This is a genomic window from Microbacterium sp. AC215 (assembly GCF_979258645.1).
The window spans coordinates 689971-713666 of the sequence record NZ_OZ409869.1 but is presented as its reverse complement, the minus strand read 5'-3'; the positions used below and the strand labels follow the sequence as shown (position 1 = coordinate 713666).

30 protein-coding genes are annotated in these 23696 nt (G+C 66.9%); 26 read left to right on the top strand and 4 right to left on the bottom strand.

Annotated features, from left to right (window positions below; all coding sequences use genetic code 11):
• Positions 1–169: 169 nt before the first annotated feature.
• Genes rpsP through trmD form a run of 4 tightly spaced genes read left to right on the top strand, consistent with a single transcriptional unit; the run spans position 170 to position 2175 of the window.
• Positions 170–604, top strand: coding sequence for a 30S ribosomal protein S16 (gene rpsP / locus ACZZZF_RS03750; RefSeq protein ID WP_053095939.1), 435 nt, complete (start codon positions 170–172; stop codon positions 602–604).
• 6 nt (positions 605–610) lie between these two features.
• Positions 611–841 carry an RNA-binding protein gene (locus tag ACZZZF_RS03745; protein WP_053095941.1) on the top strand — a complete coding sequence of 77 codons (231 nt, stop codon included), beginning with the start codon at positions 611–613 and terminating at the stop codon, positions 839–841.
• Positions 834–1445, top strand: coding sequence for a ribosome maturation factor RimM (gene rimM, locus ACZZZF_RS03740; RefSeq protein ID WP_053095943.1), 612 nt, complete (start codon positions 834–836; stop codon positions 1443–1445). The genes ACZZZF_RS03745 and rimM overlap by 8 nt, the downstream gene beginning before the upstream one ends.
• Before the next feature lie 19 nt (positions 1446–1464).
• Entirely contained in the window at positions 1465–2175 is a 711-nt protein-coding gene (gene trmD, locus ACZZZF_RS03735; RefSeq protein WP_053095944.1) for a tRNA (guanosine(37)-N1)-methyltransferase TrmD, read from the top strand.
• Here the strand turns inward: trmD and ACZZZF_RS03730 are convergent.
• Entirely contained in the window at positions 2172–2744 is a 573-nt protein-coding gene (locus ACZZZF_RS03730) for a histidine phosphatase family protein (protein ID WP_400340965.1), read from the bottom strand. The two genes, trmD and ACZZZF_RS03730, sit on opposite strands and share 4 nt — an antisense overlap.
• 87 nt (positions 2745–2831) lie before the next feature.
• Here ACZZZF_RS03730 and ACZZZF_RS03725 point away from each other — a divergent pair, with 87 nt between their 5' ends.
• Both ACZZZF_RS03725 and ACZZZF_RS03720 read left to right on the top strand, forming a co-directional pair.
• A complete protein-coding gene (locus ACZZZF_RS03725) occupies positions 2832–3569 on the top strand; it encodes a class I SAM-dependent methyltransferase (RefSeq protein WP_463497111.1) in 738 nt (245 codons plus the stop codon).
• Positions 3566–4042: a pyrimidine dimer DNA glycosylase/endonuclease V gene (locus tag ACZZZF_RS03720; RefSeq protein ID WP_053095948.1), complete on the top strand. Its 477-nt coding sequence runs from the start codon at positions 3566–3568 to the stop codon at positions 4040–4042. Before ACZZZF_RS03725 ends, ACZZZF_RS03720 begins: the two co-directional genes overlap by 4 nt.
• Here ACZZZF_RS03720 and map read toward each other — a convergent pair.
• Complete coding sequence (gene map, locus ACZZZF_RS03715; RefSeq protein WP_053095949.1) at positions 4022–4804, bottom strand: type I methionyl aminopeptidase; 783 nt, start codon at positions 4802–4804, stop codon at positions 4022–4024. The two genes, ACZZZF_RS03720 and map, sit on opposite strands and share 21 nt — an antisense overlap.
• 121 nt (positions 4805–4925) lie before the next feature.
• Between map and ACZZZF_RS03710 the strand changes: the two genes are divergently transcribed.
• The 9 genes from ACZZZF_RS03710 (at position 4926) to ACZZZF_RS03670 (ending at position 11930) form a co-directional block, all read left to right on the top strand.
• Positions 4926–5414 carry an MFS transporter permease gene (locus tag ACZZZF_RS03710; RefSeq protein WP_072591208.1) on the top strand — a complete coding sequence of 163 codons (489 nt, stop codon included), beginning with the start codon at positions 4926–4928 and terminating at the stop codon, positions 5412–5414.
• A 179-nt stretch (positions 5415–5593) separates the two neighbouring features.
• Positions 5594–5941 carry a 50S ribosomal protein L19 gene (gene rplS / locus ACZZZF_RS03705; protein WP_053099097.1) on the top strand — a complete coding sequence of 116 codons (348 nt, stop codon included), beginning with the start codon at positions 5594–5596 and terminating at the stop codon, positions 5939–5941.
• 118 nt (positions 5942–6059) lie between these two features.
• Complete coding sequence (lepB, locus tag ACZZZF_RS03700) at positions 6060–6794, top strand: signal peptidase I (protein WP_053095952.1); 735 nt, start codon at positions 6060–6062, stop codon at positions 6792–6794.
• Complete coding sequence (locus ACZZZF_RS03695) at positions 6791–7450, top strand: ribonuclease HII (protein WP_053095954.1); 660 nt, start codon at positions 6791–6793, stop codon at positions 7448–7450. Before lepB ends, ACZZZF_RS03695 begins: the two co-directional genes overlap by 4 nt.
• 47 nt (positions 7451–7497) lie before the next feature.
• Entirely contained in the window at positions 7498–7824 is a 327-nt protein-coding gene (locus ACZZZF_RS03690; RefSeq protein ID WP_042541663.1) for a DUF2469 family protein, read from the top strand.
• Positions 7825–7925: 101 nt separating this feature from the next.
• Positions 7926–8288 (top strand): YraN family protein, encoded by a 363-nt coding sequence (locus ACZZZF_RS03685; protein ID WP_372983585.1) that lies wholly within the window; start codon positions 7926–7928, stop codon positions 8286–8288.
• Complete coding sequence (locus ACZZZF_RS03680) at positions 8285–9814, top strand: YifB family Mg chelatase-like AAA ATPase (RefSeq protein ID WP_463497108.1); 1530 nt, start codon at positions 8285–8287, stop codon at positions 9812–9814. The genes ACZZZF_RS03685 and ACZZZF_RS03680 overlap by 4 nt, the downstream gene beginning before the upstream one ends.
• Positions 9811–10992, top strand: coding sequence for a DNA-processing protein DprA (gene dprA, locus ACZZZF_RS03675; RefSeq protein WP_463497106.1), 1182 nt, complete (start codon positions 9811–9813; stop codon positions 10990–10992). Before ACZZZF_RS03680 ends, dprA begins: the two co-directional genes overlap by 4 nt.
• A gap of 35 nt (positions 10993–11027) precedes the next feature.
• On the top strand, positions 11028–11930 hold the full coding sequence (locus ACZZZF_RS03670; protein ID WP_463497104.1) for a tyrosine-type recombinase/integrase: 903 nt from the start codon (positions 11028–11030) through the stop codon (positions 11928–11930).
• Between the two features lie 16 nt (positions 11931–11946).
• Here ACZZZF_RS03670 and ACZZZF_RS03665 read toward each other — a convergent pair whose 3' ends face one another.
• Positions 11947–12474, bottom strand: a complete 528-nt coding sequence (locus tag ACZZZF_RS03665; RefSeq protein WP_463497102.1) for a murein hydrolase activator EnvC family protein — start codon at positions 12472–12474, stop codon at positions 11947–11949.
• A 305-nt stretch (positions 12475–12779) separates the two neighbouring features.
• On the opposite strand from ACZZZF_RS03665, the gene rpsB reads away from it, so the two are divergent.
• The 9 genes from rpsB to ACZZZF_RS03620 all read left to right on the top strand — a co-directional run bounded on the left by rpsB (position 12780) and on the right by ACZZZF_RS03620 (position 19489).
• The gene (rpsB, locus tag ACZZZF_RS03660; RefSeq protein WP_053095994.1) at positions 12780–13724 is read left to right on the top strand and encodes a 30S ribosomal protein S2; all 945 of its coding nucleotides are present in this window, start codon (positions 12780–12782) and stop codon (positions 13722–13724) included.
• Positions 13725–13768: 44 nt separating this feature from the next.
• Positions 13769–14596, top strand: coding sequence for a translation elongation factor Ts (tsf, locus tag ACZZZF_RS03655; RefSeq protein ID WP_053095995.1), 828 nt, complete (start codon positions 13769–13771; stop codon positions 14594–14596).
• Between the two features lie 90 nt (positions 14597–14686).
• Positions 14687–15403 (top strand): UMP kinase, encoded by a 717-nt coding sequence (gene pyrH / locus ACZZZF_RS03650; protein ID WP_056278675.1) that lies wholly within the window; start codon positions 14687–14689, stop codon positions 15401–15403.
• Positions 15404–15469: 66 nt separating this feature from the next.
• Positions 15470–16024 (top strand): ribosome recycling factor, encoded by a 555-nt coding sequence (gene frr, locus ACZZZF_RS03645; protein WP_053095997.1) that lies wholly within the window; start codon positions 15470–15472, stop codon positions 16022–16024.
• A gap of 5 nt (positions 16025–16029) precedes the next feature.
• Positions 16030–17169 carry a phosphatidate cytidylyltransferase gene (locus ACZZZF_RS03640; protein WP_056278676.1) on the top strand — a complete coding sequence of 380 codons (1140 nt, stop codon included), beginning with the start codon at positions 16030–16032 and terminating at the stop codon, positions 17167–17169.
• Positions 17169–17753: a DivIVA domain-containing protein gene (locus ACZZZF_RS03635; RefSeq protein WP_056278677.1), complete on the top strand. Its 585-nt coding sequence runs from the start codon at positions 17169–17171 to the stop codon at positions 17751–17753. Before ACZZZF_RS03640 ends, ACZZZF_RS03635 begins: the two co-directional genes overlap by 1 nt.
• Positions 17754–17801: 48 nt before the next feature.
• The gene (locus ACZZZF_RS03630; protein WP_463497099.1) at positions 17802–18476 is read left to right on the top strand and encodes an aggregation-promoting factor C-terminal-like domain-containing protein; all 675 of its coding nucleotides are present in this window, start codon (positions 17802–17804) and stop codon (positions 18474–18476) included.
• Between the two features lie 9 nt (positions 18477–18485).
• Positions 18486–18773 carry a hypothetical protein gene (locus tag ACZZZF_RS03625; RefSeq protein ID WP_320488202.1) on the top strand — a complete coding sequence of 96 codons (288 nt, stop codon included), beginning with the start codon at positions 18486–18488 and terminating at the stop codon, positions 18771–18773.
• A 2-nt stretch (positions 18774–18775) separates the two neighbouring features.
• A complete protein-coding gene (locus tag ACZZZF_RS03620; protein ID WP_463499910.1) occupies positions 18776–19489 on the top strand; it encodes an alpha/beta hydrolase in 714 nt (237 codons plus the stop codon).
• Here ACZZZF_RS03620 and ACZZZF_RS03615 read toward each other — a convergent pair.
• A complete protein-coding gene (locus ACZZZF_RS03615; RefSeq protein ID WP_053096001.1) occupies positions 19486–20547 on the bottom strand; it encodes an AI-2E family transporter in 1062 nt (353 codons plus the stop codon). The two genes, ACZZZF_RS03620 and ACZZZF_RS03615, sit on opposite strands and share 4 nt — an antisense overlap.
• A gap of 179 nt (positions 20548–20726) precedes the next feature.
• On the opposite strand from ACZZZF_RS03615, the gene ACZZZF_RS03610 reads away from it, so the two are divergent.
• A complete protein-coding gene (locus tag ACZZZF_RS03610) occupies positions 20727–22745 on the top strand; it encodes a glycosyl transferase (protein WP_463497096.1) in 2019 nt (672 codons plus the stop codon).
• Positions 22742–23671: a tetratricopeptide repeat protein gene (locus ACZZZF_RS03605; protein ID WP_285364806.1), complete on the top strand. Its 930-nt coding sequence runs from the start codon at positions 22742–22744 to the stop codon at positions 23669–23671. The genes ACZZZF_RS03610 and ACZZZF_RS03605 overlap by 4 nt, the downstream gene beginning before the upstream one ends.
• Positions 23672–23696: the final 25 nt, after the last annotated feature.

The window sequence follows — 23696 nt, the reverse complement described above, 5'->3', positions numbered from 1 at the left end:
TCGTGTCGCCGCGTTTCGCTCCTGGGCCGCGGATCTGGCAGAATAGAAGGTCGGACGACGTGCTCGACCCTCTATCCAGCACTCGTCCTCCCTATTTGAGCTTCCGCCGGGTGTGCACCCCACTCTCCAGGCGATCGGTTCGTTACCTTCCACACAATTCAGGAGAATCGTGGCTGTCAAGATTCGTCTCAAGCGCCTGGGCAAGATCCGTGCGCCGTACTACCGCATCGTCGTCGCCGACTCGAAGACCAAGCGCGATGGTCGCGTGATCGAGGAGATCGGCAAGTACCACCCCACCGAGGAGCCCTCGTTCATCGAGATCGACTCCGACCGTGCGCAGTACTGGCTCTCCGTCGGCGCTCAGCCGACCGAGCAGGTCGCTGCTCTGCTCAAGATCACGGGCGACTGGGGCAAGTTCAAGGGCGACAAGGACGCGAAGTCCACGCTGAAGGTCAAGGAGCCCAAGGTTCCGTTCGAGATCGACGCGTCCAAGAAGTCCGTCGTCAAGCCCAAGGCCGAGAAGAAGGTGGAGGCCCCCGCTGAGGAGGCTCCCGCCAAGGCCGACGCGGAGGCCGCAGAGGCTCCCGCCGCCGACGCAGAGTAATTCGTCGTGCTCGCCGCCGCGCTCGAACACATCGTCAAGGGGATCGTCGATCACCCTGAAGATGTCCGCATCAACGCTTCCACGACGCCGAGAGGCGACCTGCTCGAGGTGCGTGTGCACCCCGACGACCGTGGTCGAGTGATCGGGCGCGGCGGCCGCACCGCAAAAGCACTGCGCACGCTCATCGCCGCTCTCGCGGATGGGCGGCGTGTCCGGGTCGACGTCGCGGATGACTGACGTGGTGTCCAAGGACCGCAACCAGGGCAAGAACCAGCTGCGGGTGGGGCGCCTCGTCAAGGCCCACGGCCTCAAGGGCGCTCTCAAGCTCGAGCTGTACACCGACAACCCGGAACGCCGATTCACTCCGGGAGCCGAGTTCACGTTGCAGGTGCCTGAGGCATCTCCGTGGCACGGCAAGACCGTCGTCGTTCGCGAATACCGCGTGATGAACGGCAACCCCGTCGTCTTCCTCAAGGATGTCGACGATCGCGAGGGCGCAGAGACTCTCGTCCGAGCCATCCTCTGGATCGATCAGGACAACGACGAGGTCGAGGACAACGCGTGGTTCGACCATCAGCTCGTGGGTCTCGACGTCGTCCGTGACGGCGTCGTCGTGGGCAAGGTGGCTCGCGTCGAGCATTTCCCTGCGCAGGATCTGCTCATCGTCAGGTCCGGCGAGCAGGACATCATGGTGCCGTTCGTCCAGGCGATCGTTCCCACGGTCGACATCAGCGCCGGGCGCGTCATCGTCACGCCGCCTGCGGGCCTCTTCGAAGAGCTCCCTGACGCGTCCGATGCGACGGAGGCGGGGGAGTCCTCCGACTCCGACGCCACCGACTGATCCCCCGTTCGGCCCGCCAGTGCGCATCGATGTCCTCTCGATCTTCCCGTCGTACTTCGACGGTCTGACGCTCTCCCTGCTCGGGAAGGCGCAGAGTACCGGCATCCTCGACCTGCGTGTCCGAGACCTCCGTGAGTGGACGTCCGATCGTCACCGCACCGTGGACGACACCCCCTACGGGGGTGGGGCGGGGATGGTGATGAAGCCGGAGCCCTGGGGGCTCGCGCTCGACGAGCTGGCATCATCTGCTCCGTCCGAAGAGGGCAGTCGGCCCACGATCATCTTCCCCTCGCCCGCAGGCGAGGTCTTCACGCAGGCCACCGCACGCGATCTCAGCACTCGCGACCACCTCATCTTCGGATGCGGTCGATACGAGGGGATCGACGAGCGGGTGTTCGAATACGCCTCATCGCTCGGCGAGGTGCGGCTCATCAGTCTCGGCGATTACGTCCTCAACGGCGGGGAAGTGGCGACGATGGCGATGATCGAGGCCATCGGTCGCCTGATCCCCGGTGTTGTGGGAAATCCGGCGAGCCTCGTCGAGGAGTCTCACGAGGACGGACTCCTCGAGTACCCGTCTTACACGAAGCCGTCGGTGTGGCGAGAGCGACCGGTGCCGGACGTACTGCTGAGCGGCAATCACGGCGTGATCGCTTCCTGGCGGCGGGATCAGCAGATCGAACGGACGCGACGTCGGCGCCCGGATCTGCTGCCGGACGACGACCGCTAGACGATCCGTTCGATCCCCGAGTCGATCTCGAACACCACGCCCTGAGGGTGCCGCAGCGAGAGCGCGGATGCGGGGTCCAGGCCCCGGAGCTCCGCACGCAGCAGCCGACCGATCATCTCGTGACTCACCAGCAGCGGGATCCCGGACGAAGCCCACCCGCACACCGACAGCGCCCGGCGGGCACGTCCCTTCGCCTGGGCGTAGCTCTCACCTCCGGGAAATGCCCAACCATATCGGTTCTCAGCCCGGTCCTCGCGGGCGGTGGGGAATCGTTCATCGATCTCGGACCAGGTCAGGCCGGCCATCTCACCGTGATGGAGCTCGGCGAGCTCCGGTACCTCCACGAGATCTGCGCCGATCCGATCGGCGACGATGACCGCGGTCCGGAGCGCGCGGCCGAGCGGGCTGGAGCACACGGTGGTGATGCCTCGGTCGACGAGGCGCGCGGCGACGCTCTGCGCCTGAAGGATGCCGTCCTCGGTCAGAGGCGAGTCGAGTTGTCCGTGCAGCCGATGATCGAGGTTCCAGCAGGTCTGCCCGTGCCGCACCAGGAACAGGTGTTCTGGCACATGCCGATCCTCCGGAATCATGGACTCAGGATGGCATAGCCGCGTCGCCTCCGTACTGGCGGAATCGGCGGCTGATAGCGTCGCACCATGGTCGATGAGGTGCTGGCGAAGTCGTTCGAGACGATCGGGGCGGATTACGACCGCTACCGTCCCGGATTCCCCGTGGAGGCGGTCGAGCTCATCGCACCACAGCGCATCGGGACTGCGCTGGACCTCGGCGCGGGCACCGGGAAATTCACGGAACTGCTGTCGGCCCGAGCGGAACGCGTGATCGCTGTCGAGCCCTCCGAACAGATGCTGTCGGTTCTGCGAGCCAAGCTTCCGGATGTGGAAGGCCTCATCGGCAGTGCCGAGCGGATTCCGTTGCCGGACGGCACGGCGGATGTCGTCGCCGTCGCGCAGGCGTTCCATTGGTTCGATCGTGAGTCTGCCTGTGCGGAGATCTCGCGCATCCTCACGCCGGGCGGAACTCTCGGGCTGGTCTGGAACCACTCGGATCCGTCGAGTTCGTGGGATCGAGCAGCGCACCGTATCGCGCACCCCGCGGTCGCTGACACGGACGGAACGACCAGCACCGCCGCGGCGGAGCTCCCCGGATTCACGTTCGTGACGAGCGAATCGATCCACTGGACGGAGCAGATCAGCCGCGAGGCGTACCTCCGTCGCTGGTCGACGGTGAGCACCTTCCTCGTGGCCGACGACCATGCCCGTTCGGTGATGACGACCGCCATCGAAGCGGTGCTCGACGGGGACCCGGACACACGCGGGCGCGAACAGCTCGAGTTGCCGATCATCACCGACGTGTTCGTCTATCGGCGCGCATGAGGATCTGGTCACTGCACCCGCAGTACCTCGATCGCCAGGGTCTGGTGGCCTGCTGGCGGGAGGCGCTGCTCGCTCAAGCGGTGCTCGCCGGGCGAACCCGTGGCTACACCGGTCACCCCCAACTGGAGCGGTTCCGTGCCTATCCCGATCCGCTCGATGCCATCGGCGCGTACCTTCGGGGCGTCGCCGTCGAGGCGGACGTGCGCAGCTATACCTTCGACCGATCGCGAATCGATCGACCGGATGCGAGAGGTGAGTCGATCCTGTCCGTGACCACCGGCCAGCTCGCGCTGGAATGGTCGCATCTCAGCGCGAAGCTCGCGGAGCGCAATCCCGACGTGCTCGGACTCTGGTCCGCGGTCTCGGTGCCCGAACCGCATCCTGCGTTCCACGTCCTCGAGGGTCCGGTCGCCGCGTGGGAACGCGCGCTGCCGCCGGCTGAGCCCCGCGGGTCAGCGAACGCCGAGGAATGACCTGTCGGTGAGGACGATCGGGCCATCGGCCGTCACGGCCACGGTGTGCTCCGAATGCGCGCCCCTGGAACCGTCCACACTCCGCAGGGTCCATCCGTCGGGATCGGTCACGAGTTCGTCCGTGGTCTCGAGCAGCCACGGTTCCAGCGCGAACACGAGGCCCTCGCGCAACGGGAATCCACGTCCGGCGCGACCGTCGTTGGGGACGTGGGGGTCGCCGTGCATGATGCGTCCGACACCGTGACCGCCGAAGTCGGTGTTGATCGAATACCCCTCGCCGTGTGAGATCGCGGCGATGGCGGCTGAGATGTCACCGATCCGGTTGCCGACCACGGCCGCGTCGATGGCCGCAGCGAGAGCGCGCTCTGTCGTCTCGATGATGCGGAGGTCCTCGTCGCGGGGAGTGCCGACGACGAAGGACACCGCGGAGTCGGCCACCCATCCGTCGACGGAGACGGCGAAATCGAGCGACACCAGGTCGCCGTCTCGCAGCGTGTAGTCGTGGGGGAGGCCGTGCAGTACAGCGTCGTTGATCGAGGTGCAGATCACCTTGCCGAAGGGACTGGCGCCGAAGGACGGGTGGTAGTCGATGTAGCAGGACTCCGCTCCGGCCTTGCGGATCATGTCGTGCGCTCGGCGATCGATCGACAGCAGGTTCGTGCCGACCTTCGTCTCGTCGCGCAGGGTCGCCAGGGTCTCGGCCACGAAGCGACCGGCGGCGCGCATCTCGTCGATCTCGGCAGGGGTGCGCAGTTCGATCATCGGGTGTCCTCTCGTCCTCTCCATTCTCCCCGATCTCCGGGTGACGGGCGTCCGCCTCGAGGCCGCGTGCTCAGAGCGAACACCTGGATCATCGGCCGCACGCCGTCGTACGATTTGTGACATGTGGTTGCGTCAGGCGTTCTTCCGGTGGCTCATTCCGGCAGCGTTCCTCCTGCCGCTCTGGTTGCTCGTGGGGTGGGGCGTCTTCCAAGGCGGTTGGGCCATCCTCTGGGTCCTCTTCATCGCGGTCCCCTCCGTGTTCGTCGGCCAGCTTCTTCTCACGCTCCTGACTCGGTCTCGCCCGTCGGTGCGGGTCGAGAGGGCCGTCTCGTGGTGGGATGTCGGCGGTTTCACGCTCTGGCACGGGCTGACCATCGCTGTCGGATGCTTCATCGACGGCGCGTTCGGCTGGCTTCTCGCCGCCGCCGTCGTCGTCGGCATCGGTCTGGTCTGGCTGCAGCTCTGGCAGCTGTGGAACGAGGCGAAGGGAAGCGGAGCACGGATCCGCGAGACCATCTCGTGGTCCACCGTTCCCGGCGTCGACGAGCCCGCGCCGGAGACCCGCGTGCGAGAGGTCTTCGTCATCCGGGAGAAGGACTCGCCGGAGTGACGGCAGCGCAGGCGACGTTTTGGCCGTGTGCGGCATCCATGGCAGAATGAGTGTTTGTGCCGTGACCGGTTCTGCCTCAGGGGAGCCCACGGACGCTTCGGCGCCGTTCAGCACACACTTCTTCTTATTCCTACTTACAGCATGCAACCGACCTGAGGCGAGTGCAGAGAGAGACGATCATGCAGATCCTCGACGCCGTCGACGCAGCATCCCTGCGTTCAGACGTTCCCGTCTTCCACCCCGGTGACACGGTCAACGTGCACGTGAACATCACCGAGGGCACCCGCTCGCGTATCCAGGTCTTCAAGGGCGTCGTCATCGGCCGCCAGGGCGACGGCGTGCGCGAGACCTTCACCGTTCGCAAGATCAGCTTCCAGGTGGGCGTCGAGCGTACGTTCCCGGTGCACTCCCCGGTGATCGACCACATCGAGGTCGTCACCCGCGGTGACGTGCGTCGCGCGAAGCTCTACTACCTCCGTCAGCTGCGGGGCAAGAAGGCCAAGATCAAGGAGAAGCGCGACAACTGACGCGCAGGCTCTCCACAGCACCCCGGGACACGATGTCCCGGGGTGCTGTGTTCTCCCCGGGGTGTGCGACCCTTGATACTGCCGTCTCCGTGCGGTGCGAGACTGTGAAGGAAACCCCATGACGACTGACTCCGCCGCCGCGTCCGCTCGACCGACGAAGCGGCGTCGTGGGTTCCTCGTGTTCCTTCGCGACGTCCTCGTGATCGTCGTCATCGCGGCGCTCGTCTCCTTCGTCGTCAAGACCTTCATCGTCCGCTCCTTCTACATCCCGTCCGCGTCGATGGAACGAACTCTCCTGGTCAACGATCGGATCCTCGTGGACGAGCTGACGCCGCGGTGGACCGCCTACGAACGCGGCGACGTCGTGGTCTTCAAGGACCCGGGCGGGTGGCTCGACGGCCAGCCGCAGACTCCTGCGCAGCCGCCTCTCGTCGAGGCTTTCGACTGGATGCTCAACGTCGTCGGGATCTCGGCCACGGATTCGCAGGATCACCTCGTCAAGCGTGTGATCGGTCTCCCGGGTGACCACGTCGTCTGCTGCAACGCGCTCGGACAGATCACGGTCAACGGAGCGCCCATCGACGAGCTCAGCTACCTCAACCTGCCAGACGGCGACACCGCAGCGTCGAACGATCCGTTCGACGTGGTCGTGCCGGATGGGTCGCTGTGGCTCCTCGGAGACAACCGCGATCGCTCGCGCGACTCGCGGGCGCATCAGGATCTTCCGAGCGGCGGCTTCGTCCCGATCGAGAACGTCGTGGGCAAGGCGTTCTTCACCACGTGGCCCTTCGACCGTCTGGGCACGATCGACGGCCACCATGACAGCTTCAACGGCGTCCCGGATCCGGAATGACCGTCGTCGCTCCGAAGCTCACTCTGGAGCGCAGGCTGCTGAGCGAGTGCGATCTGATCATCTCCCTCGATGAGGTCGGACGCGGTGCGCTTGCCGGGCCGGTGGCGGTCGGAGCTGCCGTGATGGATGCGGCAGGGGCGCGCCGCCGCGTTCCCGAAGGGCTTCGGGATTCGAAGCTGGTCACCGAGCGGCGTCGGCCCGATGTCGCTGCGCGAGCCGCGGCATGGGTGCAAGCTTCTGGAGTCGGTTGGGCCAGCGCGGCCGAGGTCGACGAGGTGGGCATCATGCGAGCGCTCGGTCTTGCAGCGTCGCGCGCCGTGCAGAGCGTCGTCGATTCGGGAGTTCGCCTCGACGGGGCTCTGGTGCTCCTCGACGGCAACCACGACTATGTCTCGCGGGTGCATCCGGTGCCTCTACGGGTGCGACCGGTCGTCAAGGGCGACCGCGACTGCGCATCGGTCTCGGCGGCATCGGTGATCGCGAAAGTGGCGAGGGACACCTACATGGCGGAGCTCCACGAGGGTCACCCCGCGTACCAGTGGGACCGGAACAAGGGATACGCGAGCCTCGAGCATCGCGATGCGATCCGCAGCCTCGGGCTCTCTCCACACCACCGATCATCCTGGGCGATCGCGGATGTCCCGACTCTGTTCTGAGCCTGCGTGCGTCATCGACGCGTCGCCGACTCTAGGATGGAGTGATCATGGATGAGGAAGCCTTCGACGACTACGACCGCGAGCTCGAGCTGGCGCTGTTCCGCGAATACCGCGATGTCGTCGCGCAGTTCCAGTACGTTGTCGAGACGGAACGCCGGTTCTACCTCGCCAACGAGGTGAACGTCGTGCGTCGTGACACCGAGCACGACTTCTACTTCGAGATCTCGATGAGTGACGTCTGGGTGTGGGACATCTATCGTGCCGACCGCTTCGTGAAGGCTGTGCGCGTGCTGACGTTCAAGGACGTCAACGTCGAAGAGCTTCAGCGCCGCGAGTTCGAGCTGCCCCAGGAGCTGTCGCTCGACGGGGAGTGACCACTTCTGCACAGTCCGGCTTTCTGATGGGCTGTCCCCGCACTCCGCAACGTCCCCACTCCTGAAGCGCGGTCGTCGATCCCGATCGACAGGCTGTCTTCATGGCAGCGAAAGACGAGCTCGGTAGATCCGGCGAAGAACATGCGGTTCGGTATCTGACCGGCATCGGATATGTGGTCCTCGACCGCAACTGGCGATGTGCGCAGGGCGAGATCGACATCGTCGCCTGTCGCGGTCACCACCTCGCCATCGTCGAGGTCAAGACACGACGGACGATCTCCCACGGACACCCGTTCGAGGCCGTGGATTCCCGCAAGATCCGACGACTGTGGCAATTGGCTCATGCGTGGGCGGCCGAGCATCCCGAACAGGCGGTCGGCCTCGCGATCCGGATCGAGGCGATCGGGATCATCGGAGCCGACCCGCAGCACAGCACTCTCGAACATCTCGTGGACGTGTCGTGAAAACGGCCCGCACGTGGGCGGTCGCGCTCACCGGGGTCGACGGGCACATGGTCGAGGTCGAAGCCGACATCTCGAACCAGACCCCCGACTTCAAGATCATCGGCCTGCCGGACAAAGCGCTCGGCGAGGCGGTTCAGCGGGTTCACAACGCCTGCAAGAACACGCAACTCGATCTTCCGCGCCGCCGCCTCACGGTCAACCTCTCGCCCGCCAGCCTCCCCAAGCAGGGAGCCGGTTTCGACCTGAGCATCGCGGTCGCCGCTCTCGCGGCAGGGGGAGCGCTGTCGACGCGGTCCATCGCGGGAACGGTGCATCTCGGCGAACTCGGACTCGACGGCCGGCTCCGTCCCGTGCCCGGGGTGCTCCCGTCCGTCTTCGCCGCTGCGCGTGCGGGGTTCGACACCGTGATCGTGCCGTGGGGCAACGAGGCGGAGGCGAGGCTGGTGCCCGGAATCGAGGTTCGCGCAGCAGCGAGTCTCTCGCAGGTCGCCGTCTGGCACGGCGCGGAGATCGACGTGCTCGATGCCGATCCGGTCGCCTCGGCGACACTCGCGCCGGAGCATCGCGAGAGGCTGGACCTCGCGGACGTCGTCGGACAGGACGAGGCCGTCGAGGCGCTGATCGTCGCGGCAGCAGGAGGCCACCACATGCTGCTCAGCGGCCCGCCAGGCGCAGGTAAGACCATGCTCGCGCGGCGACTCCCCGGCATACTTCCAAGTCTCTCCGACGACGAGGCTCTCGAAGTGGCCTCGATCCGCTCACTCACCGGCGACGCTGTGCGAGCTCTCGACGCCACGCCACCGATGGAGTCGCCTCACCACAGCGCCTCGGTTGCGGCGCTCGTCGGAGGCGGCACGAGGTCTGTTCGTCCTGGCGCCATCTCTCGCGCGCACAGAGGTGTGCTCTTCCTCGACGAAGCAGCGGAATTCTCGAGAGTCGCGCTCGACGCACTGCGGCAGCCGCTCGAGTCCGGCGTCATCGAGGTGAGTCGATCGGGCGTCACCGCACAGTTCCCCGCACGCTTCCAACTCGTCATGGCGCTCAATCCGTGCCCGTGCGGCAATTACGGGGTGCGCGGTGCGGAATGCACATGTCCGTCGTTGGCGATCCGGAGATACTCGACCCGACTCTCCGGTCCGCTTCGCGACCGGGTCGATATCGAGCTGCATGTCTCGCGCGTGTCTGCTGCTCGGGCCATGATCGGCGACCGTACGGAGGTGACGAGCGAGCGAGCTCGAGCGAGAGTCGTGCAGGCGCGTGAGCGGGCCGTCTCGCGGTGGCGGGGGACACCGTGGGTCCGCAACAGCGAGGTTCCGGGCGCCCGATTGAGACAGCTCGATCTGCGGATCGCCGCAGAGGCAAGGGCGCCACTGGACAGGGCTCTCGAGCGGGGAGCGCTCACTCTTCGCGGCTATGACAGGGTTCTGCGGCTGGCTTGGACCATGGCGGACCTCGCCGAGGTCGACAGTCCAGGCCGGGAAGAAATAGGACGGGCACTGTTCTTGAAGAGGGGATACCTATCGTGATCGAGTCTCTCAGAGGCGATGCGGCGGTGCGGCGATCGCTGCGACAGGTGCGACTAGTCGATGACCTGGACGAGGCGCTGGCACGAGTGTCGTGGTCAGTCCTCACCGAGCCGGGGGACGGAGTCGCCGGAGCGCTCATCGCGGAGCGGGGCGCAGTGGCATCACTGGGGCTGGCGATCGGCGGAGGGGCCGTGGCGAGTTCGGAGGTCAGTGAACGGACTCTCGCCGAGGGACGAGCCAGGTGGATGGTCCGCGCGGATGCGCGCAGCGTTCTCGATGCGATCCGTGCAGCAGCCGAGGTCGGCGCTCGGCTGCTTCTGCCGGGGGACGACCTCTGGCCGAGATCTCTCGACGACCTTGGGGCGCATGCGCCGACAGTGCTCTGGGTTCGCGGGGACCCGGCGCTGCTCACGGCTCCGAGCCGAGTCGCGATCGTGGGCGCGAGGGCGGCCAGCGGTTATGGAGAGATGCTCGCCGGTGACTTCGCCGGCGAGCTCGCAGCCACCGGCACGGTCGTCGTATCCGGCGGAGCGTACGGCATCGACGGGGCAGCCCATCGGGCCGCCCTCGGCGTGAGCGGCAAGACCGTAGCCTTCCTCGCCGGGGGAGTCGATCGCGCGTATCCCCAAGGCCATCAGCAGCTGCTGCGGAGAATCGTGGAGACCGGAGCCGTGGTGAGCGAAGTGCCCTGCGGCACCGCGCCGACGAAGTGGCGATTCCTCTCGCGCAACAGACTCATCGCCGCTCTCGGCGACGCGACGGTCGTGGTGGAGGCAGGGTGGCGGAGCGGTTCACTGAACACCGCAGGACACGCGGCTGCGCTCGGACGGCCGCTCGGTGCGGTGCCTGGGCCTGTGACCTCCGCATCGTCGGCCGGCTGTCATCGGCTTCTTCGTGAATACGACGCGAGATGCGTCACGACCGCCGCTGAGATACGCGAGTTGTGGGGTGACGCCGCACCCGGGACGACCGTTGGCGGAGCCACGGACCCGGATCGGTCTCGGGTGCTCGACGCCCTGAGCAGTCGCTCCGCACGACCCGTTCTCGAGCTTTCCCGAATATCGGGGCTCGCTCCCGAGAGGATCGGTGCCCTCCTCGGGCTCCTGGAGCTGGATGGGATTGTCACGCGCGTCGAGAGCGGATGGCGGAAACGGCCGGACGGAGAGCGGCGCGGCTGACACCGCGCGGATTCGCGCTCCTGCACACTTGATCCATGCAGTTCCAGGCAGCAGCACACGCCTTCACCGAGCATCTCTCCCGAGTGCGTCGGCTGTCTTCAGCGACTGTGCGGGCCTACCGATCTGATCTCCGTGATCTCGCGGAGACCGTCGGCGATCGCGAGCTCGAAGACGTCACACTCGAGACACTGCGCGACTGGCTGTGGCGCGCGACTCAACGGGGGGACGCGCGGTCAACACTCGCGCGGCGCGCCGCGGCGGCGCGGTCCTTCTTCAGCTGGGCGCAGGAGCAGCAGCTCGTCGCACACGATCCGAGTCTCCGGCTGGTAGCCCCGAAGCGGGGGCGGACGCTGCCCGTCATCGCCTCTCAGGACGCGATGACGACTCTTCTCGAGGCGCAACGGCACGCCGCCGCCGCCGGTGATCCGATCGCGCTCCGCGACCATGCGATTCTCGAGCTGCTGTACGGGGCAGGGATCCGAGTCTCCGAGCTGTGCGGACTCGATGTCGACGATCTGGACCTCGACCGGGGCACGGCGCGCGTGTTGGGAAAAGGCGCGAAAGAGAGGGTGGTGCCCTACGGTGCTCCTGCACGTGATGCCACCGGTGCCTACCTGTCTCGAGGGCGCCCCTCACTCGCCGCACGAGCTGCCCGACCGTCGCCGGCTCTGCTACTCGGCAGTCGAGGCGCGCGGATCGGACCGCGCGCGGTCTATTCGCTCGTCGCCGACGTGCTCGCACCGTTCATCGGGACGGACACGGTCGGCCCGCATGCGCTGAGACACACTGCCGCGACCCACCTCCTGGACGGCGGCGCGGACTTGCGAGCGGTGCAGGAGATCCTCGGCCATGCGAGTCTCGGTACGACCCAGATCTACACCCACGTGTCCGCCGAACGGCTGACCGCGACGTATCGCCTCGCACACCCGCGCGCCTGAACACCCGGTCACCGATTCATGGGGTCGTGCAGCAGGGGAGCAGCACCGCCCTGGGTACGGCGCCGAAGAGGAGCATCGGGTTGATGTACGCGCCATCCATTCGCACACCGAGGTGCAGAGTGCCGGGCGCCGCGTGGCCACCGGCAGCCACGGTGCCGATCACCTGCCCCGATGAGATCGCGTCTCCCGGCGAGAGCTCGGAGGACAACGGCTCGAACGTCGACACGTAGCCACCGGGGTGCTCGATCGTGATCAGAGGCCTGTCGACGACGGTTCCGCGGAATGCGATCGTCCCGTCGGCGGGAGCGCGGATCACAGCCCCGGGCGTCGTCGCGAGGTCCATCCCTCGATGGCCGGCACCGTACTCGTGCGCGGGAGCGCGATACGGCGACGCGATCGCGCGGCGCTCATCGGTCGGCCAGAGCCAGACGGGATACTTCACACCTTCCGCGGATGACGCGCGCGCACGCGCCGGGATCGGAGCGACGAGAATCAGGACGACCAGCAGAAGGAACGCGATGGTCGCGCGTGCGCGGGAGTTCATGAGGCAATGGTCCGTCGTTCCCGCCGGCGGAGGGACGCGTCATCGCAACCCCCGCGATCCATGTGGGGAAGACATGGCTTCGGTGCATCGTGCAGGAGGAGTGAGGCCGCCGCATCCTGTATGCTGTTGGAGCACCTCGATCTCGGGGTGACTACGCGTGCCCAGAGCGACTTCGGTCGTGGCATCCACTCCCACTGGTCCTGATTCCACTCAGGCGGGTGTGCGCCGGGCACCAGGGAGTTCGGTCGTCCGATCGACTCGACAACCTCAAGGGCGCAGAATCGCGCCGGAACAAGGAGACGACCATGGCTGTGGTCACCATCCGCCAGCTGCTCGACAGCGGCGTGCACTTCGGACACCAGACCCGTCGGTGGAACCCGAAGGTCAAGCGCTTCATCCTCACGGAGCGCAGCGGCATCCACATCATCGACCTCCAGCAGTCGCTCGGCTACATCGACAAGGCCTACGACTTCGTCAAGGAGACCGTCGCGCACGGCGGCACGATCCTCTTCGTCGGCACGAAGAAGCAGGCGCAGGAGATCCTCGCGGAGCAGGCCACGCGCGTCGGCCAGCCCTACGTCAACCAGCGCTGGCTCGGTGGACTCCTCACCAACTTCCAGACCATCGCGAAGCGTCTCGCTCGCATGAAGGAGCTCGAGGAGCTCGACTACGAGAACCCGGCTGCCTCGGGCTTCACCAAGAAGGAACTCCTTCTCAAGAAGCGTGAGCTCGACAAGCTCCACAAGTCGCTCGGTGGTATCCGCAACCTCACCAAGACGCCGTCCGCTCTCTGGGTCGTCGACGCCAAGCGCGAGCACCTCGCCATCGACGAGGCCAAGAAGCTCGGCATCCCGGTGATCGGCATTCTCGACACCAACGCCGACCCGGACGACTTCCAGTACCCGATCCCCGGCAACGACGACGCCATCCGCTCCGTCTCGCTGCTCACCCGCATCATCGCGGACGCAGCGGCAGAGGGCCTGCAGCAGAAGCACAACCCCGAGACGGGTGACGCTGAGCCGCTCGCCGACTGGGAGAAGGAGCTCCTCGAGGCTCCCGTGCAGGAGTCGGCTGACGCCGCAGAGGTCGATGACGCCGCAGCTGACGAGGCTGCCACCGTCGAGACCCCCGCTGCCGACGAGACCGCTGCTGACGAGGCCGGCGCCGAGGCGCACGACGAGGCCATCGCTGCCGCTTCCGGTGAGGAGACCGCTGAGGTCGCCGCCGCCGAGGCAGCAGACGCCAAGTAATTCCGCGACCACCACACACATCACGAAGCAAGGAGCCACCACACATGGCCAACTTCACCATCGCCGACCTCAAGGCGCTGCGTGAGCAGCTCGGAACGGGAATGGTCGACACCAAGAAGGCGCTCGAGGAGGCCGACGGAGACGTCGAGAAGGCCACCGAGATCCTGCGTCTCAAGGGTGCCAAGGGCAACGCGAAGCGTGCCGACCGTTCGACCAGCGAGGGCCTCATCGTCGCTCGCGAGCAGGACGGCGCAGTGACGCTGATCGAGCTCGCCTGCGAGACGGACTTCGTCGCGAAGAACGAGCGCTTCATCGCACTGGCCGACAAGGTCGCCGACGCTGTCGCGGCCGTCAAGGCCGACTCGGTCGAGGCCGGACTCGCCGCCCAGGCAGGCGACAAGAGCGTCGAACAGGTCATCTCGGAAGAGGCTGCGATCATCGGCGAGAAGGTCGAACTTCGTCGCGTTCGCACGATCACCGGCGACAACGTCGAGGTCTACCTGCACCGCACGAGCAAGGACCTCCCGCCGCAGATCGGCGTCGTCGTCGCCTACACGGGTGACAACGCCGAGACCGCTCGCAGCATCGCGCAGCACATCTCGTTCGCGAACCCGTCGTACCTGTCCCGCGAGGACGTCCCGGCTGACGCCGTGGAGAAGGAGCGCGAGATCGTCACCGAGATCTCCCGCAACGAGGGCAAGCCGGAAGCGGCTCTGCCCAAGATCGTCGAGGGCCGTGTCTCCGCGTTCATCAAGCAGGTCGCACTGCTCGAGCAGGACTACGCGAAGGACAACAAGCTCTCCGTCGCCCAGGTGGCGAAGGACGCCGGTATCACCGTGACGGACTTCGCGCGCTTCAAGGTCGGCGCGTAACACCGTCGAAGGGGTTCGGATCACATGATCCGAACCCCTTCTTCATGCCCAGAAGGCACTATCTTGAATCGGGACGAGAGGAACACCCCCATGACCGAAGGCAACGGACGCCGTCGCGTTCTCCTGAAGCTCTCCGGTGAGGCGTTCGGCGCCGGACAGCTCGGCGTCAACCCCGACGTCGTCAGCCAGATCGCCCGTGACATCGCCGCGGCCGTCGACCGCGTAGAGATCGCGATCGTCGTCGGCGGCGGCAACTTCTTCCGCGGAGCGGAACTCAGCCAGCGCGGAATGGACCGGGGGCGAGCCGACTACATGGGCATGCTCGGCACGGTGATGAACGCCCTCGCGCTGCAGGACTTCCTCGAGCAGGCCGGAGCGCCGACCCGCGTGCAGTCCGCGATCTCGATGACGCAGGTCGCCGAGCCGTACATCCCGCTGCGGGCCGAGCGGCACATGGAGAAGGGCCGCGTCGTCATCTTCGGCGCCGGAGCGGGCCTCCCGTACTTCTCCACCGACACGGTCGCCGCGCAGCGCGCGCTGGAGATCGGGGCGCAGGAGGTGCTCGTGGCCAAGAACGGCGTCGACGCCATCTACACCGCGGACCCGAACAAGCACGCCGACGCCGAGCGCATCGAGCGCGTGACCTACCGCGATGCCCTTCAGCGCGGCCTCAAGGTGGTCGACTCGACCGCGTTCAGCCTCTGCATGGACAACAACATGGACATGAGGGTGTTCGGCATGGAGCCGGCGGGCAATGTCACGCGTGCGCTCCTCGGAGAGCCGATCGGCACTCTCGTCACCGCCTGAGTCCCTGACGGTGCTCACGCGCCGCGCCCGATAGAATTTCAGAACACCCCGACGATAGGAGTCACCGTGATCGCGGATGTCCTCGCTGAAACCACCTCCCGTATGGCACGAGCGGTCGAGGCCGCCAAGGAGGACTTCTCCACGGTGCGCACGGGTCGCGCCAACCCGCAGCTCTTCCAGAAGGTGCTCGTCGACTACTACGGAACGCCGACGCCGCTCGCCCAGCTCGCCTCTCTGGCGAACCAGGAGGCGCGCACCCTCATCATCACTCCCTACGACAAGAGTGCTCTGAAGGGGATCGAGCAGGCGATCCGGGACATGCCGAACCTCGGCGCGAACCCCACGAACGACGGCAACCTCGTCCGCGTGACGATGCCCGAGCTCACGGCTGAGCGCCGCAAGGAGTACGTCAAGCTCGTCAAGACCAAGGCCGAGGACGCCAAGGTGCACGTGCGCGGCATCCGTCGCAAGGCCAAGGACGAACTCGACGGTCTCAAGAGCGAGCTCGGAGAAGACGAGATCTCTCGCGGAGAGAAGGAACTCGACGCCCTCACGCGCCAGCACGTCGACCTCATCGACGACGCACTCAAGCGCAAAGAGGCTGAGCTCCTCGAGGTGTAGGCGGCATGTCCGACGAACGCACCGATGACGGCACCGACAAGCCGCAGACGCGCCGGGAGGCGCGCGACTCGTCGACCTCGACCGGCGCCATCCCGCTGGTCGACGGCGCCTTCCCGGCGTTCGACGCGACGAGCATCCCGCCACGTCCACCTCTCCCCGCCGAGGAGCGCGCGATGACGGAGTCCCCGTTGGACACAGCTGATCACAACGCGATCAGAGAGCAGTGGCGTGCCGCACGCGACGAGTTCGGGACCCACGTCACGAATGCTCGCGGGCAGCTCGACCAGGCGAACGAGCGCATCAAGGAGCGCACAGGGCGTGACCTGATCCTCGCGACGCTGATCGGGCTGGCGTTCGGCGCCGCCCTGCTCGCCTCGCTGCTGTTCATCAAGGTCCTCTTCGTGCCGTTCGCGTTGGCAGCGGCGCTGCTCGGAGTGTACGAGCTCTCGCTGGCACTGCGCGCGTCCGGGCGGCGGATCGACGTGATCGCTCAGTTCGTGGCGGCGACGCTGCTCGTGCTGTCCGCGTTCTTCCTCGACCTGTGGTTCGTCTGGGTGATGCTGTTCTTCGCCGTCGCATTCGTGATCGTGTGGCGGTTGGTCGCCCAGATGGTCGCCAAGGACGGGAGAACCTACGGCGATGTGCTGACGGATGCCGTCATCGGAGGCTTCGTTCAGATCTACGTGCCGTTCCTCGCGGCGGTCGCCCTGATCCTGCTCAAGCAGGAGGGTGGCCAGTGGTGGGTGCTGAGCTTCATCGCCATCGCCGTCGTGGCGGACACCGGCGCGTATGCCGCCGGGCTGGCCTTCGGCCGGCATCCGATGGCCCCGCGAATCAGTCCCAAGAAGACGTGGGAAGGGTTCGGTGGAGCCGTGGTGGGTTCCATCACGGCGGGTGTCCTCCTCGCGATCTTCCTGTTGCACCTGCCGTGGTGGATCGGCGTGATCTTCGGCGTCGCCATCCTGCTGTCCGCGACCCTCGGCGACCTCGGGGAGTCCATGCTCAAGCGTGATCTCGGAATCAAGGACATGAGCTCCTGGCTGCCCGGTCACGGCGGGCTCCTCGATCGACTCGACAGCATCCTTCCGTCGACGGTGCCCGCGCTGTGCCTGTATTTCCTCTTCTCCTCCTGGGTGGTGCTGTGATGGTCTTCGACGACGTGCGAACATCGGACGGTTCGGTTCAGCCTCCGGCCGCGTTCTCTGTGACGACCGGGCGCGTGCGCGGCTATCACCGCGCAGCGGTCGACACGTTCCTCGCAGCCGCTCGGGCTGCATTCGAAGGCGACGCGGACGATCTCGGCGCAGCCGACGTACGGGTGGCGTCCTTCCCGCTCGTGAAGAACGGCTATGTCGTGGCAGAGGTCGATGCGGCGCTCGGGAGAGTCGAGGACGCACTGGCGGCTCGCGCGCGTGACCGGGCCGTCCGGTCGCAGGGCGCGGGGGCATGGGTCGAGCAGGCACGAGACGATGCCCAGATCATCCTCGACCACCTCGCGCGTCCGAAGCGTCAGCGTTTCGCGCGCACGGGCGTCCTCACCTTCGGGTATCGCATCGACGAGGTCGACCATGTGGGCACCCGCATCGCCCGCTATCTGCGAGACGGCGAACCGCTGACGGCCGAGCAGCTGCGTTCGGCGGCGTTCCGCATGCAGCGCGGCGGGTACCGGGAAGAGCAGGTGGATGCCCTTCTCGACGCTACCGTCGATGTGATCCTGGCGGTTCGCTGAGCGTTCTGATGGCCGACTCACGCCTCACGGGGTAGACTGCCACTCATCGTGAACTCCCGAAACGACATCACACCTCATCGCAATGACGTCACGCCGGTGCCTGCATCGGCGGCGCTTTCGGCGCGCAGCGGTAGCCGCCGACGGGGCGTCGTCGGTTTCGTCAGCGCCCTCGCGGTCGTGGGTTTCGCGGCCGCGATGGTCGCCCCGACCGGCGTCGCGCTGGCTCAGCAGCCTGAGACGGAAGGCCCCGAGTCGGCGTACTCAGCGGCGCTCACGGAGACGCAGAATCTCACGGTGACCGCAGAGGGTGCCGCTATCGCACCGGTTCAGCGTGGATCGTTCTCGGTCTACGTGACGCCCAAGCCGACTCCCACCCCGACCCCGACGACCGCGTCGTCCGGGTCATCGAAACCCGGTCCCAGCGCTCCTCTGTACTACACCGGCGGGGGAGCCCCTGCGGAGTGGATGGCCGCAGCGGGCATCGCGGAGTCCGACTGGGGCTTCGTCGACTACATCGTCTCCCGCGAGAGCGGCTGGAACCCGAACGCGACGAACAAGTCCTCTGGAGCGTGTGGGCTCGTCCAGGCTCTGCCATGCAGCAAGGTTCCCGGCAACGGCTACGACCCGGTGGACAACCTGCGCTGGGCAACCGGATACGCCACGGGTCGATACGGAAGCTGGGCGGGCGCCCACGCCTTCTGGACGAACAACCACTGGTGGTGAGTCGGCCTCATGGCCCGCTCTCGCAGACGCCGTCCGGCGCGCCCTGACACCGACGATTCGCTCGATCGACTCCTCTCGTCCTGGAAGCGCACGGAAGTCCGTCGTGGTTCCGAGTGGACCGTCCAGCCGGTGTCGGCAGCTCAGGCGCTGAAGGAGTACATCTGTCCTGGGTGCGGGCGATCGGTTGTTCCCGGAACCGCTCACCTCGTGATCTGGCGCGCAGACGGGGTGCTCGGTGACGCCGCAGACCTCGCGGCACGGAGGCATTGGCACACACACTGTTGGAGGATTGCGTGAGCATGGAGATCCGTGGACCGATCGAGCTGCCTGCGCGGCGCGAAGACATCGCACTGGAGACCGCAGACGAGCTGACGCTGGTCGGAGAGCTGGCGGTTCCCGCTTCGTCGGCGCCCGTGGCCACGCTCGTCACGCTGCATCCTCTCCCGACGGCCGGCGGGTTCATGGACTCGCACATCATCCGCAAGGCTGCCGCCCGTCTCCCTGCGCTCGCGGACCTCGCTGTGCTGCGCTTCAACACGAGAGGGACCACCTCTCCGCGTGGCACCAGCGATGGCGCGTTCGATGGGGGAGAGGCGGAGCAGTTCGACGTCGCGGCGGCGATGGGCTTCGTGCGCGAGCGCGGTCTTCCGCGCCCATGGCTGCTCGGCTGGTCGTTCGGCACCGAACTCGCGCTGAAGTACGGTCGGGAACACGATGTCGAGGGGATCATCCTCCTGTCCCCGCCACTTCACCGCGCCACAGACGCCGAGGTGGCGGAGTGGGCCGACTCCGCTGCTGACGTCGTGGTGCTGGTACCCGAGCTCGACGACTACCTCCGCCCGGCCGAAGCACGCGAGCGCTTCTCCGCGATTCCGCATGCGAAGCTGATCGCCGTCGAGGGTGGCAAGCACCTCTGGGTGGGGGAGAGCCAGACTCGGAGAGTCCTCACCGAGATCGTCGCTGCCGTGAACCCGGCAGCTCTTCCGCTGCCGACGGAGTGGCCCGCCGACTAGAGCTCGTTCATGCGAGGGATCAGCACCTGCCGGTAGAGGATCAGGATGCTGGCTGCCACCGGAATCGCGATCAGCGCGCCGAGCAGCCCCAGGAGGCTTCCGCCCGCCAACGCCGCGACGACGACAACCGCTCCGGGTACGGACACGGCCCGGCTCATGATGCGCGGCGAGATCACGTACGCCTCGATCTGCATGTAGATGAGGTAGTAGATGGCGGCGGCGATCGCTGTCGCCGGTGATCCCAGGCCGGGGATCAGGCACACGAGCACGATGATGGTCGACCCCGTGAGGGTGCCGACGAGTGGAATCAGTGAGAAGAAGAAGGCGACGACGGCGAGCACGGCCGGGAACGGCGCATCGATGATCGTGAGGAAGATCATGCTCAGGATGCCGTTGATGACGCCCTGGGAGACCTGGCCCATGACGTAGTAGCCGACCGAATCGGTGATCTGCTCGGCCAGGTCGATGAAGCGCTCGCGCTTGGATGCAGGAGCGAGCTGGTAGACGGCGCGCTTGAGCGACGGTGTCGAGGCCGTCAGATAGATCGTCAGGATGAGGATGATGAACGCGCCGAACAGTCCGCTCAGCAGTGCCCCGCCGGCGGCGAGCACGCCCTGCCCGATGGACCCCCCGATCTGGGCGAGGTTCGTCTCCAGCCAGTCGGTCACATAGGCGAAGACGTCATCCACCTTGAGATTGGGGAACGTGTCGACCATCCACTGGCGCAGGTCGAGGAGAAATGTCCCGCGTTGGACGATGGCCGTGATCTCGGCGATGAGCTGCGAGATCTGGTCGACCAGCACGGGGATGACGATCAGGATGATCCCGGCGAAGATCCCGAGCACCGCGAGGATCGTGATGAGCACGGCGAGCCAGCGGGGGAGACGCCTGCGCTCGAGGAAGGAGACGAGCGGATCCAGGCCGAGACTGAGGAAGAGAGCCGTACCGACGTAGAGCAGCACGGTCGACAGGCTCTCCACGCTTCCGATCAGCAGGATTCCCAGTCCCACGCCGAGCGTCGCCACGAGGGCGGTGCGGAACGGGTTGTGGATCTTCATCGTTGCTCCTCGGAATGGGGGACTCTGCAAGCGTATCCACCGCACCACGACCGGCCGGGACGACGTGCCGCACGTGGTGCCGCATGCCCCTCGTGGGCAACACACAGGTGATTTCGCTAGTCTGAAATGTCGAGTGTTGCGACTCGGGCGTGCGTCCGGGCCGTGTGAGGAGACTATTCGTGCGTTTCGTATGGGCCGTCGTGGCCTTCGTGCTGGCTGCGGGACTGATCGCTGCGGGCATCGCGCAGCGAACCATCTTCATGGGTCCGTCGACTCAGGAAGTCTCAGTCGCTGCAGAGGAACCCGCCCCGTTTGTGCTGATGGACGGCGACGTCCTTCGTGAGCACCCGGGATCTCAGACCTTGCTGGTGCGCGGAGAGGGCGAGATCTTCGCCGCCTATGGCCGCACCGCCGACATGGAAGCGTGGCTTGCCGACTCGTCGTACAACCGCGTGACGGTCGGCGACGACGGTGACCTGGAGGTCGAGCTGGTCCCCGCCGGATCAGCACCGGAAGGTGATGGGGCCTCCGAAACCCCCGCCCCTGCCGAGACACCGGCCGCGGCCGAGACCCCGGCGCCGGCGGAGACGCCCGCCGAGGGCGATGCAGCCGCAGAGCCGGGCCGCAACCCCGCCGGCTCCGACCTCTGGCTGGACTCCTTCACCGAGACCGACACACTCATCGCAGACAACATGCAGCTGCCCGAGGGCGTGAGTCTGATCATCGCGTACGACGGCACCGCCGACGCACCGGACGACATCGTGGTGTCCTGGCCGCTGGACACGTCCACCCCTCTCGCCGGACCGCTCATGGCGGCGGGCGCGGCGATGCTTCTCGTCGGACTCGTGCTCTACGTCCTCGCGATCCGGCACCAGCGTCGCGGGCGAGGACCGCGGCGCAAGGGCCCCGGCCCCCTTCCGGCCACCGAGCCGATCGACGTGGCTCAGCTGCCGCCATCGGAACGCGCGGCGATCGACGACACCTCGACCACCGCTGCCGGGGATGAGCCCGGTCGGACCGGCGCAGACTCTGACGCGGCAGCCGTCGGTGACCCGGGGGCAGTCGACGCCGCCGGTCTGAAGAACCCAGACCCCGATCGGAAGACGGAGTTGCGTGCGCGACCCGTGAACCGTCGACGGCGCCTGCTCGCGGTCCCCGCCCTCGCCGTGACCGCGTTGCTCGCGAGCGGCTGCTCGCCTGACTCATGGCCGCAGCTCGGAGAGGGAACGCCCTCGCCGTCTCCCAGCGCGACGGTGATCGCCCCGGACAATCAGAAGCCCCCGGCAGTGACGGAGGCTCAGGCGAAGCGGATCCTGCAGGAAGTGTCGACGACCCTGTCCGACGCGGACGCGTCGATGGACATCGCTCTGGCCGGCACTCGTCTGGACGGCCCGGCGCTCACGGCTCGCACCACCGAGTACGCGCTTCGGACAGCTCTTCCGGAGACCGCACCGCCCGCCGCACTCCCGACCGATGACGTCGAGGTCGTGCTTCCCGAAGCCACCGACCGGTGGCCGCGCACGGTGCTCCTGCTCTCGAAGAGCGCTGACGACGACACCGTTCCCCCCGTCATCCTGACCATGACGCAGCAGGATCCGTGGTCGAACTACAAGGTCACGAACATGGCCGAGATGTCTGCGGATGCCGTCTTCCCCGACGTGGCTGCGTCGTGGCTCGGCACCTCGCTCGTTCCCGACGATTCCGCATTCCTCAGCATCCCGCCGGGAGAGCTAGCGGCGACTTTCGCCGACGTCGTCGACGCGGGCGAGGCCAGCCCTTCGTACGGCATGTTCGACGAGATCTCGCAGAACCTCGCCCAGTCGATTCGCGACAGCCGGCAGGCGGTCGTGCAGACGCTGGCGGACAACGGAGCGGCGGAGACTTCTCAGACCGCCTTCGACATCCTCCCGGCCGATTCCGAGCCGGTCTCGATGACCACGCTGGACAGCGGTGCGATCGTGGCCGTCTCGCTCATCGACACCGAATCGGTCACCCCGACGTCACCGGACGCCGTCATCCGACTGGAAGACGCGAATCCGCAGGCGAAGGCGCTGACGGGTGTCACGGAGTCCGCGAAGGGCTTCACGACCAAGTACGAATTCCAGCTGTTCTTCTCCGTTCCCGCGCAGGGCTCGACGGAGCAGATCCGACTCATGGCGGTCCGACAGGACCTACTCTCCGTCGAGGTGATCAAATGACCGATATCTCTCCCGCCGCGCTCCGTGGAGCCGTCGACCTCTCCTCTCTGCGAAACCGGCCCGCGGCTGCTGCCGCCGGAGCGCAGAGCCCTGCTCCCGGGGCCGTGGACATCGTCGTCGATGCGACCGACGAGTCGTTCGGTCAGATCCTCGAGCTCTCCCGGACAGTGCCGGTGGTCGTCGACCTCTGGGCCGAATGGTGCGGGCCGTGCAAGCAGCTGAGCCCCATCATCGAGAAGGTGACGCGTGAACTCGGCGGCAGGGTGCTTCTCGCGAAGGTCGATGTCGACGCCAACCCGCAGCTGGCCCAGGGATTCCGCGCGCAGTCGATCCCGATGGTCGTGGCACTCATCGCCGGTCAGCCGGTTCCGATGTTCACCGGTGCAGTGCCCGAGCAACAGGTCAGAGAGGTCTTCGCGCAGCTGCTTCAGCTCGCTGCTCAGAACGGGGTGACGGGCACGTTGAACGTCGGAGAGGCGCCCGAGGGCGAGCAGACGCCGGAGGAGCCACCGATGCCGCCGCTGCACGCGGAGGCTTTCGCCGCGATCGAGAACGGCGACTACGCCGCGGCGGTCGTGGCATACGAGAAGGCTCTCGCGGAGAATCCGCGCGATGAGGATGCGATCGCAGGCCTGGGCCAGGTCCGTCTGCTCGACCGCGTCCAGAAACTCGATCTCCAAGATGCTCGGGCCGCGGCCGCAGCCGGACCCCTGGACATCCAGGCCCAGTTCGACGTCGCCGACCTCGACCTCGCGGGAGGCCATGTCGATGATGCGTTCGGAAGGCTTCTCGACCTGTTCGCCCAGCTGCCCTCGGATGAGCGAACGCCCGTGCGGGAACGTCTTCTCGAGCTGTTCGGCCTGATCGGCGTCGCAGATCCACGCGTCATCACCGCGCGCAACAGACTGTCTTCCCTGCTGTTCTGAGCTGAGAGTGCAGCGAGACGGCCCA